The 11,137-nt window shown below is 59.4% G+C and carries 13 protein-coding genes and 1 pseudogene; 11 read left to right on the top strand and 3 right to left on the bottom strand.

Features of this window, described 5'->3' with window-relative positions:
• The 6 genes and pseudogenes from A3A5_RS44430 to A3A5_RS0105740 all read left to right on the top strand — a co-directional run.
• Positions 1–221 (top strand): annotated as a pseudogene (locus A3A5_RS44430) (transposase); the annotation flags it as partial.
• Positions 222–364: 143 nt separating this feature from the next.
• Entirely contained in the window at positions 365–1,018 is a 654-nt protein-coding gene (locus tag A3A5_RS40785; protein ID WP_198293106.1) for a hypothetical protein, read from the top strand.
• A gap of 130 nt (positions 1,019–1,148) precedes the next feature.
• Positions 1,149–1,451 carry a hypothetical protein gene (locus A3A5_RS0105755; protein ID WP_018309657.1) on the top strand — a complete coding sequence of 101 codons (303 nt, stop codon included), beginning with the start codon at positions 1,149–1,151 and terminating at the stop codon, positions 1,449–1,451.
• A gap of 12 nt (positions 1,452–1,463) precedes the next feature.
• Positions 1,464–1,961 (top strand): hypothetical protein, encoded by a 498-nt coding sequence (locus tag A3A5_RS0105750; protein ID WP_018309656.1) that lies wholly within the window; start codon positions 1,464–1,466, stop codon positions 1,959–1,961.
• A 155-nt stretch (positions 1,962–2,116) separates the two neighbouring features.
• Entirely contained in the window at positions 2,117–2,614 is a 498-nt protein-coding gene (locus A3A5_RS0105745) for a hypothetical protein (protein ID WP_018309655.1), read from the top strand.
• A 343-nt stretch (positions 2,615–2,957) separates the two neighbouring features.
• On the top strand, positions 2,958–3,344 hold the full coding sequence (locus A3A5_RS0105740) for a hypothetical protein (protein WP_018309654.1): 387 nt from the start codon (positions 2,958–2,960) through the stop codon (positions 3,342–3,344).
• Positions 3,345–3,721: 377 nt separating this feature from the next.
• Here A3A5_RS0105740 and A3A5_RS0105730 read toward each other — a convergent pair whose 3' ends face one another.
• Positions 3,722–4,021 carry a hypothetical protein gene (locus A3A5_RS0105730; protein ID WP_018309652.1) on the bottom strand — a complete coding sequence of 100 codons (300 nt, stop codon included), beginning with the start codon at positions 4,019–4,021 and terminating at the stop codon, positions 3,722–3,724.
• A 71-nt stretch (positions 4,022–4,092) separates the two neighbouring features.
• Entirely contained in the window at positions 4,093–4,854 is a 762-nt protein-coding gene (locus A3A5_RS0105725) for an NYN domain-containing protein (protein ID WP_018309651.1), read from the bottom strand.
• Between the two features lie 249 nt (positions 4,855–5,103).
• Here A3A5_RS0105725 and A3A5_RS37705 point away from each other — a divergent pair, with 249 nt between their 5' ends.
• The 5 genes from A3A5_RS37705 to A3A5_RS0105700 all read left to right on the top strand — a co-directional run bounded on the left by A3A5_RS37705 (position 5,104) and on the right by A3A5_RS0105700 (position 10,939).
• The gene (locus A3A5_RS37705) at positions 5,104–5,904 is read left to right on the top strand and encodes a hypothetical protein (protein WP_018309650.1); all 801 of its coding nucleotides are present in this window, start codon (positions 5,104–5,106) and stop codon (positions 5,902–5,904) included.
• 229 nt (positions 5,905–6,133) lie between these two features.
• The gene (locus tag A3A5_RS0105715) at positions 6,134–6,379 is read left to right on the top strand and encodes a hypothetical protein (protein ID WP_157637143.1); all 246 of its coding nucleotides are present in this window, start codon (positions 6,134–6,136) and stop codon (positions 6,377–6,379) included.
• 365 nt (positions 6,380–6,744) lie between these two features.
• Complete coding sequence (locus A3A5_RS0105710) at positions 6,745–8,523, top strand: DUF4942 domain-containing protein (protein WP_018309648.1); 1,779 nt, start codon at positions 6,745–6,747, stop codon at positions 8,521–8,523.
• 466 nt (positions 8,524–8,989) lie between these two features.
• A complete protein-coding gene (locus A3A5_RS0105705) occupies positions 8,990–9,952 on the top strand; it encodes a hypothetical protein (RefSeq protein ID WP_018309647.1) in 963 nt (320 codons plus the stop codon).
• 207 nt (positions 9,953–10,159) lie between these two features.
• Positions 10,160–10,939: a hypothetical protein gene (locus A3A5_RS0105700; protein WP_018309646.1), complete on the top strand. Its 780-nt coding sequence runs from the start codon at positions 10,160–10,162 to the stop codon at positions 10,937–10,939.
• Here the strand turns inward: A3A5_RS0105700 and A3A5_RS45565 are convergent.
• Positions 10,906–11,137: transposase (locus A3A5_RS45565; protein ID WP_035811872.1), on the bottom strand; the 232-nt coding region annotated here is incomplete at its 5' end. The genes A3A5_RS0105700 and A3A5_RS45565 overlap by 34 nt on opposite strands.

Here is an 11,137-nt window from a genome sequence, read left to right as displayed (position 1 = left end):
ATGAGATTGACTCGAACTATCGGATCATCCGAACCTACGCCATCACCGCTCTCAAACCTGTCCTGCCAGCGGCGCTACTGGGACTGCGCTGGGCCAAGGCTGCGCTGAATGAGACCTTGGCCTTGATCGCAACACGTACCCATCGCGTGCGACCGGNTCGCGCTAAACCACGTCCGCCTCGCCAGAAACCTCATCGACATGCCGCCTATAAGGCTTGCTGATGTCCTTATCTTGGGTGGATTGCTCCATGGACGCGCCTGGCCGCAAGCAGGCACGGCGCGCCCACATCCACCGGGCAACCGAGTAAGTGTGCATGCCAACGCCTTCGCGACTGAACAACTGTATAAGACGGGCAAAGATTGCTATGACCTACCATCATGCCATTCGGCTCCTTTCGGTCACTGCGTTAGCCACTCTTCTTGCAGCATGCGGCGAGCAGCAAAGCTCCGTGCCGGCCACCGAGTTCAACCAGAAATTGACCGATACAGCACGGCGCGTATCGAGCCTTCCAGAAAATGTAGAGAAGCTGCAATGCTGGGCTAAGAAACCAGTTCTCGGCTCGGACGAAGCCTTCTGCAACGTGTTTTTCAGAGGACGCGCAGTAAAGGACGTCGGTCAGAGTGCCATCGGCTGGGGTATTCCTGTCCGAAGTCGAAATCCCTTTGAGGATGATCGCGCCATTAGTCCATATGAACTCGATATACCGATCCTAGCCCGTGCCAGATTTTTCCTAGTTGCGAACAACGGACCTCAAGGGTTATCGGTCGAGGTCGCGGCCGACCGAAATCTTTTACCCCTCAGCAAGGCCGAAGAGTTCGTTGACATAGTTCTACCCGTCGTATCTAAGGAAATGTCGGCGAAGCTCGCTTGCGCCCGCGACGCAGCACCCGACTCCGTCCGAGCCACCTGGTCGAGCAAATTGGGCAATCACGGCACCCCCGACGGCGAGAAGGTCTCTCGGTGGCTGCACTGCGCACTGGGTTCCCCGATGACCAAGCACTTGCCATATAATCGGTAGGCCGTTGAGTCGGCAGTACGCAATCGCCATCTACAATGTTGCGTAGGCGATACTTTCCGGTGGAGGCATTCCACCCGAGCGTTCTCGCTCTCTCCTTTTTTTTCCGCCCGTTGTGGCACAAGGAGAGCATATGCAAAAGCAAGTACTTCGCCGGCAAGTGGCGAAGGTAATCCGAAACGTCAAATCGGCAATGGAACCCGCGTACCGGGTGTATCATTTCCTCATGGAAAAGTTCATCGCAGCGAATGGTTATGAAGTATTGAAAGCCGTCACCGAGTCCGGTGTAACGGGTTTCATGGTCGCGACCATCCCCGCCGAAGTCCTTCCAGCCTGGCGTAAGCAGATCGCCGAATCGCGCGCTCGCAACCGCCGCGAACTAGCCCATGTGCTGGGCGACGCAGATAGCAACTCAGGCACCAGCCCCGCGGTCTGACGACGACACTGCATGGACGCCTCGCAGATTGTGCGAGGGGTTGTGCTCAAGTGTCTCTTCCCTTACGACAGCGATCCCCATCAGCCTGGCCAGAAACCCCACTACTGCCTCGTAGCGGATGTCCCTTTTTCATTGGGAGATCAGCATTACGTCGCGGTTGCCTATGGGACGTCCAAACTCGATGAGGACCTGATGCGCGCGCATCGGGGACTGGTACTTAGTGTCGACTCGGCAAACCTGAAGGGCTCCGCTCTTCCAGGCCCGGTCGGTCACTTCGTTCTGGATCACGTCGCCCTACTTCCGCTCAACAGGGATTGGATCTACTCGGATTTCCGGGCTCGATTCGATTTCATGCGACCGGAACAGCGGAAGAACGACCGCGAGCGCCAACGCCTCTACGAAACGTTCCTTTTGGCCGAGCGCCGTATGCTCGCCGCCACGGACGATCTTCTTGAAACCTTCGATCGCACGAAACGCATTGGCCTGCCAGCTGGCAAGACTTTGCGCTGACCCGCGATCCTCGCAACCATCACCCGCGGCGCCCTAACCAGGCGCCGCACTTCCTAGTTCATTTGCACGAACTCCGACACGCTCTGAAGAGACCAATTTTCCTCAGAGCCGACGCTCTCTCCTTTTTCACAGCCGCCAGGCAGAAAGGAGAAACCATGAATCCGCAAACCCCTGCTTCACCATGCTCCACCGGTGCGAAATTTGTCGCTGGCCATCCCGTGGACTACCGCGTCCGCCTGGCCGATAAGCACGATCCGAGAGGCCCCGACGGGAAAGGCTGGAACCGCCTTGCGATCATTGTCCTTGGCCCGACTGACCGCTGCATCCGGATGCCGAAAACAAGGCAAGCTGCCCTGGACACGTTACGTGGTATGGCTCGACATGGGAGCATCACGTCCTATGACGTGTGCACAAACGGCCAGATGCCCTGCCAGTCATGCCCTGTTGCTACGAAGGAGCGGGACCCCTGGAATGACGGATGGCATATCCGTGAAGATGCTCGGGGAATCGTCTGGCTCCTCGGAAACGTCGACAAGGCCTTCTCCGGCCGGGGATACTACTTCAAGGGTTGGACGGCGCTAATGGCGGCGGTGGAGGTCCCGATGCTCCAACGGATGCAGGACGACACTGGTTTCTATTGGATCTCAGCGTAGCCGATCGGTGAAGGACAGGTGCGTGCGCCCGCGACCATCGAGTGAAAACGTGAGCCGCTAGCTGGCCCAATGGAAAGAACAAGCCCGCTTGCCCAAAAGGGGAGCGGGCTTGCTGCCTCTGCTCAGTTGAGCGCACGCAGCCCGCATTAGACCCCAGGTTGCTTACGTAGCTTCCCCAGCGACGCCTATTGAGCGGCGACACTCCCGCCCCACAGATGGCGCCTTAACCCGCCACCCAGTTGGGCAGCTGCTCACCCGAGCTTCCTATGAGGCAATTTGCATTTGAACATTCAGGCGATACGCTCCAGTCGTCTAGTCACGCTGCGGAAGACCAGCTACTCTCATGCCCATGAACTCGCGCCAACTCACCTCCCTCTGGGAACACTACACCGTGTCGAACAGCGTCCGACTGGACGGCGCGGAAAGCTTCGCTACGCTATTCGGCATGGACGAGGTTCAGATTGACTACCCGGGCGGCCAGATCTTCCTGCCGGACGTCGGCGCTGTGGAGGTAGAGGGCCTCGCTGGTCAGGAGGCGGAAATTGATTGGGTGGCCTTGGTCGCCAAGAATCATTCCATGTGGATTGTGCTCGGTACCGGTTCACCGTTTGAAGCCACGGACTCTCTTCCGACCGTGAACGGCCTCGTGATGGCGGTGCCAGCTGGGGTTCGACGCCTCATGCCAGGCACGCTGCCCGGCATTCCTGTCTTCTTTCCCGACGCAGGCTGACGGAGCGCTCGCGCGTGAAGAACCTCTCGACCCCACCTCGAGGGCCGGCTGATGGCACTCTCGCTCGCTACAAGAATCGCATCGTTCGGGTTCTCGGCTCGACCCAGAGCCAACGCTTTAGGATCCAGTGGCTGACAGAGGACGGCGAATTGCGCGTCAGCGCCGTCAACGGAAAGAACCTGCACAGGATGCAGCCGCAGTTGTTCTGACGTTTCACTTCCTATCCGACCGGTTTCCCTTCCTAGGGCGGAGAATCCCGACCCACAACGGGCGTCGCCAGCGGGCTCCAATCCGGTGAGCGGCCGGTAGGCATGGGAGCTCGCTCCTGGGGACCACGTTAGGTCAACTTCTTTATCGCTCGTTCCAGCAAGGCAATCTCATCCAACCAGTCGTCGGGGTTCGACAAGCTTCCTTTTTGCACGGATATCAACAAGACCATCACGGGCGGCGACGAAATGCTCAAGAGCCGCGCGCGGTTGCGACAGCTTCAATAAAGCGTTCGCCACTCGCTTGTGGAAAGTCGGGGTATGAATCTGCAGATCAGGGGCCTTGGCCGAAAATTCGATGATCGCCAAGCCAATCGCGATTACTTCCTGATAACTCTTTTGCTTCTGCGCAGTTGACTGCCTGGCGCGCAAGGCTTTGAACTTTTCCAAGTTCCTGGTGAAGGCGTCCATGGCTTGTTCCACGGTTCTCAAAGGGCCGCGGCTGCTTGGCGCTGCCAGCGGCCTGTCAAACGGACTAGGGATCACCCCTCCGCAGCTTCTGCCTTGGGCTTGAGGCTGACCCAGAAACCCGTTCCGTTCTGCTGGTTCATGACCAGGTCGGGGTACGTACGGATCATGTCGGATAGGGCAGCATGGCCGAACACCTTCGGCGAGAATCCCGGGTCCGTCCGTTTAAGATACTGACCAAGAGCGCCCAAGCCCACCCAGCCGTCAGGCGTGTCGCCAGCGAGCAATTCCACCGCCTTGATGACGGCCTTCGGGCGCCGTTTTGCTACAGGCTTCGGAGCGGCGGCCGCGACGGCCTTAGGCTTTGCTGGGTCTGCCGGCTCCGCGACAGGCTCTGGTGGCACCCACTCAAAGAACTGATCGCTGGCATTGCGCAGCGCATCCGGCGTCTTAGCCTCCCCAACGATATGCACGATGGCTCCGCGCTCGCGGAGCTTGCGGCAGAGATAGGCGAAATCCGAATCGCTGGTGATGAGGCAGAAAGTGTCCGCGCGGGAGTCGAACATGGCCTCCATCGCATCCAGGGCCAGTGCGATATCGGCAGTGTTCTTGCCTGCCGCATATTGATATTGCAAACACGGCGTGAAGGCTAACCTCACCAAGGCCTCCTGCCACCTATGAGCTAGCGTGGCATGGTTCCCGTACCCTCTGCGGAGCACGACGCGCCCGAACTGGGCCACGACCCGAAGCGCGTGCTCAAGGATCTCCGGCGTCGTATTGTCGCAGTCCACCAAGACCGCGACCCGCCCTTCCGTTGCTGCTGACTGACCCGCCATTGCATTAATCCTTATGACCTGCGTTCATAGCTGCCCGGTAGGTGTACTTGTGCACCAAAGAATAGCAGATGCACCCCGTTCACAGTATCGGCGGCGGAGGCTGGCGATTTAGCGTTGCGGACCCCACTCTAGTGGGACGCACCCGCCTACATCGCGCCACAGTCTATTTGCCGCGCCAACGACAAATCCGGCTTGCGTTCCGAATCGCGCACCGTACCTTGGAGCTCTCCACAGGTAATTTGCCGCACAATGCCCACGCAACTCCCCCTCGCCCTCGAGGCTGCTACGACCCAGTGTCAACGATGGATCAATCGCAAGGTCCGGTACCGCCCGCCGGGCGAGGTGTTCAATTCGTCCTGCGCCGAAGTCGTGGCGATCGCGGAGAACGATGCACGCGCATTTGTCGAAGAAAACCACTATTCGCATAGCTATCCAGCGGCACGCTTCCGCGTCGGACTGATGGTCAAACCCCGCTTTGGCCGCGAGTATCTCGGCGGCGTGGCCGTCTACTCCGTTCCCATGACCCAGAGCGTCATCCCTGCTGTCCTACCGGGCCTAGCACCGGCGCATGGCGTCGAGCTTGGCCGGCTCATCCTGCTCGATACCCCGGAGGTCGGCGTTTCCAATGCGGAGTCGTGGTTTATAGCTCGGGCCCACCGCCTCCTGCGCCAAACCCTGCCCGAGATCCAGGGCGTCGTTGCCTACTGTGACCCGATCGAGCGCCGCGACGCGACCGGCCAGCTGGTGAAGCGATCGCACACCGGCGTGATATACCGCGCTAGCGGATGCCAGTACCGCGGCGTCGGCTCGCCCCGCACCCTCCTGCTCACACCGGATGGCCAGATCGCCAGCGAGCGGACCTTGTCCAAGCTGCGCACAGGAGATCAGGGCCGTGAGTACGCGGAAGCGCAGTTGCGTGAGCGAGGCGCCCCGCCCCGCGGCTTGCACGAGACCCCGACCGCCTGGTTGATCCGTCTACGGGAAACCGGATTCCTTCGGCCCATCCGCCACCCGGGAAACCTGCGCTTTGCGTGGGATTGGCGCAAGTAGGTCTCGATAGTCTCTGCGTCGCATGACATATCGTCGGCTCGCACCGGCGGCATATTGGGGCGGATAACGTCATCCCGGCGGCACTGCGGTAGACTTCATGGCAGCCGCCCCAGCGGCATCATGCAGGAATAGCTTCTTGATGGCTGTCGGTACTTCGTTGAACCGCTGGTTCAACAGAGTCCCGAACTCTCTCCTTACACACCGCCTGTTTGGCATAAAGGAGAACATCATGAATCAGCAAACTGAAATCGTTGCGGTCCAAGAACTTCGCGGCATTGCAGTTGGCGATCGTGTTTCCGTTCAGGATGTCGAAGCCAGCCCACCGCAAGTTCACCACGGCACCGTCAAGGTACTATGGAGTGACAGCACGGCAAGCATCAAGTGGGATGACAGCCGCCTGCACATTGAGCGTGATCGTCACCTCGTTGCGAGTGGCCACGTGGACATCCATCACGTCAGAAAACTCAACGCGTAATCCACAGGTACCGCCCCTCCGGGCGGCGGTACCACCCCTCTCCCTTTCAGGCAGCCCTGAAAAGGTACTTTGCCCGTCAACTTGCCACGCGCGGCCGAACCGTGCTATTTTTCGGCCAGCCGTCAAGTCGGCATCACCTGCACCACGGCACTCGCCCGGATCCGAGTCTCCGGTCCGCACTACCCCGCAGCCGTCAATTCCACAACGTAACCTAGGTCGCGGGTTCCCGTTCGCTTCTCCGCGCAATCTTCCCGGCCGAAGTACTTCGTCGCAAGGCACTCGCTCGCCCCGTCAAGGTCCAGCCTTCACAGGGCACTGCCTCTCCTGTTTATCAACGCGCCACAGGGCGCACTAAGGAGAGACTTATGGAAACGCAACACAGCGGCGCTCGGGACATGTTTCAGTTCTATCCCACGCCGATCGATCTCGCCACGCGGGTCTGGAAAAAGCTCAAAAACAAGCATCCGGACCGCGTGCTCGAACCCTCTGCAGGCAAAGGCCATCTTTTGAAGGCCATGTACGATGAACCACAGTGGCATGGAAGAACCTATGCCCACGTTGACTGCTGTGAGATCGATTTTCGTCACCATGCGGACCTTCGCGAGCTCGGGGTGAAAATCGTAGGACACGACTTTCTTGCGATGGAATCCGGCGCCTGCTATTCGGCCATCATCGGCAACCCGCCGTTTCACAATGGCGAGAAACACGTCCTCAAGGCGTGGGATTTGTTGTGGGATGGGGAAGTTGTCATGATCATCAACGCCGAAACCGTCCGCAATCCGATGTCGATGGAACGTCAGCGACTCGTCAAGCTCATTGAGGATTTCGGGGATGTCGAGTTTGTTGAAGGCGCATTCGAAGTCGAAGATGCAGTACGCAAAACATCGGTGGATGTCGCTATTGTCCACCTCGTGAAGAAGGCCGATGTTGCGTCGTTTGTGACAATGGACCTTCTGCGCAGCATGCAGGGCGATGCCGTTAGCGGCGAGGATCTCGGCAGTGGGTACGCTCAGGCACAACAGCTGGCGCTGCCCGCAAACGAGATCGAAAATCGCGTCCTCATCTTCAACGCTGCGGTGGAAAGTGCGCGCTCGGCGATCTTCGCTCAGGCTCAGGCCAGTGCGTACGCCGGCATGCTCGGCGATTCGATGGGTGCGCGATCGGCGGGCCGATCGGATCGGGAGTTTGCACCAACGGTAGAGTGCGTACGCGGCGAGCTCGACGAGGCCTATCGGGACTTGAAGGGTCGCGCCTGGGCTTCTGTCGTCCGCTCGGCCGATGTAACAAGCCGACTGTCGAGTGCCGCCCAGAAGCGGGTCGAGGCTGAGTTCAAGCTGATTTCGGAGCTTGAGTTCACGGTGACAAACATCTACAGCTTCTTGATGGGGATCTGCGAGCAACAAGGCAAAATCCAGATCGACATGCTGTGCGACACGTTCGACCGCATCACCCGCTACCATAGCGACAACACCGCCTATTACCGTGGCTGGCGCAGTAACGACAAGCACTACCGCTCCATCGGTCGGCGAATTCGCTACACACGCTTCATCATCCCAGGGTTCTCGGCGGACAGCTGGCATCGGTCGCCCCCGTGGGAAATGCAGGGTTTGCTCGCCGACTTCGACAAAGGGTTCGCCCTGTTGTCGGGCGACTCCGCTCCTGAGGTCAGCCTGGTAAGTGTCTGTAATTCGCGCTGGGATGAACTGAAGCGCGGAGGTCGCGTGGAATCGTCCTACTTCGACATCCGTTATTACCCAGGGATCGGCACCATTCACTTCTTTCCGCGCGATAAGAAGCTAATTGACCGTCTCAATCGGGTAGTTGGACGTCACCGCGGCTGGCTGCCTGCTGAGAACTTGAAGCTCGAGTCCAGCGCCTTCTGGGAGCAGTACGAGAAGGCGGAAAAGCTGGACAAGGAGATCCGCAAAGCTGTTGCCAAGCGTGGCGTCCGCTCGTACGACGATCCGTTCAGGGCCATCGATCGCGAGTCTTACGACGGCCATGACCAGGCTTGCCAGAGGATCGACGAAGCGATGCAGGAAGTGCACGAAGCCAATGGCATTCAGGTTGAGTTTCGACTGGCATCCGCAACGGACGCCAGCTCCGCGACCCTGCGTCAGCTACCCCTTCTTGCGGCGGCTTAATAGCTGCAAGGTGATCATTAATCTGTGACCCAAACCCACCGAGCGCCCCCATTGGGAGCCCCGGTGGGTTTGCCTTTTTTCCCGCCCGGCCTACCGGTCACCGTCCGTGGCAAAAATGTCCTTCCCGCCTGGCGCCAGCTTGCAATGCGCGCCCGAACCATGCTAATTTTCGGCCAGCCGTCCAATCGGCATCACCTGCACCAAGCTGACTTTCGCGTCATTCTCTCCATGGCACCCGCCTGGGCCCGCGTTTTCTCCAGTCCGCACTATCCCCGCACCCATCAATTCCGCGCCCTAGCTTTCTAGGCCGTAGGTTCCTTTTCGCCTCTGCGCGCGACTTGCATTCCGACTTTCGCATCGGACCATAGTGTTCGGAAGCGCTCTTACGCCCCGTCAAGGTCCCACTTTGACCGGGCCCCGCCCTCTCCTCTTACAAACGCCCTACGGGCATCATGGAGAAATAAGCATGAAGAACACTCAGCAGGAAACAAACGCACTTTTTGGCGCCACGCTGGAGGGCCAACTCGCTTTCGAAAAAACCCTGATGTTTGGCGGCGTGAAGCGGCTGATGAGTGACATCAAGGCAAAGTCGCGGGACAACTACCAAGTTCCGCTCGAGCTCATCCACGAGCTTCCGGACTTCAACGTTCGTGTCCACGACGAAGGCTACGACCAGCACATCGATAACCTGGCGCAATCGATGCTGACGGAGGGGTTCTACCAGGACAAGCCGCTTGCCGGCATCGTGATCTCGGAAGGCGGCAAGGACAAGATCTTCGTCGTCGACGGTTACAGCCGACGCAGCGGCGCTCTGAGGGCGAATGCGCTCGGCGCCACCATCGCCACGGTGCCGATGGTCTTCAAGTCGGCATCCACGTCGCTCGAAGATCTGACGGTGGGCCTCGTGCGGGCGAATGAAGGCAGGCCCCTCACGCCCTTCGAGAAGGGCATCGTCTGCAAGCGCCTCGAAGGCTATGGCATGGAACGTGCCGAGATCGCAAAGCGCCTGAACCTCTCGGCAGTCTATGTCGGTCAGCTGCTGACGCTGATGGGTGCGCCGAACGAGATCCGTAAGCTCGTTCAGGCCGGCAAGCTGTCCGCCGAAAACGCCCTGGCTGCGATGAAGAAGCACGGCGAAAAGGCGGTCGAGGTTCTGCAAACCGCGAACGCGCAGGCCGAAGCTTCGGGCAAGAAGCGCATCACGGAAAAGAGCCTGCCGGGCGCAAAGCTCGCGAAGGTGATCAGGAAGCAGGCGCCGGTCATGGCGGAGACTCTCCGCAGCGTTAAGGCCGACCCCGGCTTCTCTGCGCTCTCGCCCGAGCTTCGCGAGAAGCTCGAAGCGCTGCTCGGCACGCTCGACACGAGCGAGCAGTCTGCGCCCGAAGCCCCGGAAGCACAGGCCGATGCAACCGCAGAAGCCACGGCGTAACGGCAAGTGGGAGCCACGGTCCCTGCTGGTTCGCAGAAACAGTGGTCCAGACGGACGTTTAACCATCAAGCACCAGTCAACCCGCCGTCTCTTCGGAGTCGGCGGGTTTTTTCACGCGCAGATCGGCACGCTGCGCCAGGCACAGGCCTGGCAGAGCGTCGCGCTCTCTCCTTTATCAACGCTCCACTGGAGCACAAGGAGATCACAATGAACCGCAACACTACAGAGAACCTCACCAAGCTGCAGTTCGCCCAACGCATCGCGGCCGCATTTCCAGGCTTTCTGGATGACGATGAGGTTTCGGGCGCCGATCTGGTTGATTGGATGAGCCAACACGTGGCCGAGCTCAAGCATGTCGAAGACGGAACTGCCTACAAGCAGCTTCGGCGACGCTTGCCCGGATTAGTGAATGGCAGTGACGTCAATGGCGGCGATCTGGTGGACTGGGTCAACGAAGCGTTTGGCGAGCAGTTCCGGATCGTTGCGTTGGAACCCCGACTGTATCAGGGCACGTGGAGTCATCTGTTTGGTCCCGGCCGTGCGGAAACACAGTGTCGCATCGTCGTCGACGTGGCAAACGACAAACTCGTGGCAGCGCAGGCATCCGATGGGCTGAAGTGGGTGGATCTGTCCGCAGCAGATATGAACGATCTCGCCGCATCGCTGTTTGATGCCAACGACGTCTGTGACGACCCGACGGAATGGGATCTCTCGCCGATCGCCGAGCTTCCGGAGTGGGCTTCGCCACGGGAAATCGACCCGAACCACGCAGAAATCGCTGCCGAGCTTGATCGGCTCCGGTCGGTTGCGCCTGATTGGCATCCGGAGACACTTCGGGAATCGGCAATTGATAGCTTCTCCATGAAGTGGGGGATGACCCGGGACGAGGTCCAGGAGATCGTCGATTCGTTCCTGGCTAAGTCAGGTGCAGCGCATGCTGCCCATGTAAGTATTCACGAGAAACGGATTTCAAACTTTGAGCCGTAGCCGGAGAGGAGAATTTCGATCTCGGTATCGATGGTTTCTTTGGTCCATGTGACGAAGCGTCGCCAGTGGTACTTGGCATGTTTCCAGACGATTTCAATCAGGTTGAGTTCGGGGCTGTAAGGCGGCAGATGAAAGAGAACCATACGGTGCTCGAAGAGCCAGCGGTCCAGGATATCCTGCTCGATGGCGTGATGGATC

It is taken from the genome of Cupriavidus sp. UYPR2.512 (assembly GCF_000379565.1).
Classification (GTDB): domain Bacteria; phylum Pseudomonadota; class Gammaproteobacteria; order Burkholderiales; family Burkholderiaceae; genus Cupriavidus.
The sequence above is the reverse complement of the archived record's forward strand: the minus strand, read 5'-3'. Positions and strand labels throughout refer to the sequence as shown.

Coding starts and splice junctions, on each gene's coding strand:
- A3A5_RS40785 (WP_198293106.1), top strand. CDS start 365: ATGACCTACCATCATGCCATTCGGCTCCTTTCGGTCACTGCGTTAGCC.
- A3A5_RS0105755 (WP_018309657.1), top strand. CDS start 1,149: ATGCAAAAGCAAGTACTTCGCCGGCAAGTGGCGAAGGTAATCCGAAAC.
- A3A5_RS0105750 (WP_018309656.1), top strand. CDS start 1,464: ATGGACGCCTCGCAGATTGTGCGAGGGGTTGTGCTCAAGTGTCTCTTC.
- A3A5_RS0105745 (WP_018309655.1), top strand. CDS start 2,117: ATGAATCCGCAAACCCCTGCTTCACCATGCTCCACCGGTGCGAAATTT.
- A3A5_RS0105740 (WP_018309654.1), top strand. CDS start 2,958: ATGCCCATGAACTCGCGCCAACTCACCTCCCTCTGGGAACACTACACC.
- A3A5_RS0105730 (WP_018309652.1), bottom strand. CDS start 4,021: ATGGACGCCTTCACCAGGAACTTGGAAAAGTTCAAAGCCTTGCGCGCC.
- A3A5_RS0105725 (WP_018309651.1), bottom strand. CDS start 4,854: ATGGCGGGTCAGTCAGCAGCAACGGAAGGGCGGGTCGCGGTCTTGGTG.
- A3A5_RS37705 (WP_018309650.1), top strand. CDS start 5,104: ATGCCCACGCAACTCCCCCTCGCCCTCGAGGCTGCTACGACCCAGTGT.
- A3A5_RS0105715 (WP_157637143.1), top strand. CDS start 6,134: ATGAATCAGCAAACTGAAATCGTTGCGGTCCAAGAACTTCGCGGCATT.
- A3A5_RS0105710 (WP_018309648.1), top strand. CDS start 6,745: ATGGAAACGCAACACAGCGGCGCTCGGGACATGTTTCAGTTCTATCCC.
- A3A5_RS0105705 (WP_018309647.1), top strand. CDS start 8,990: ATGAAGAACACTCAGCAGGAAACAAACGCACTTTTTGGCGCCACGCTG.
- A3A5_RS0105700 (WP_018309646.1), top strand. CDS start 10,160: ATGAACCGCAACACTACAGAGAACCTCACCAAGCTGCAGTTCGCCCAA.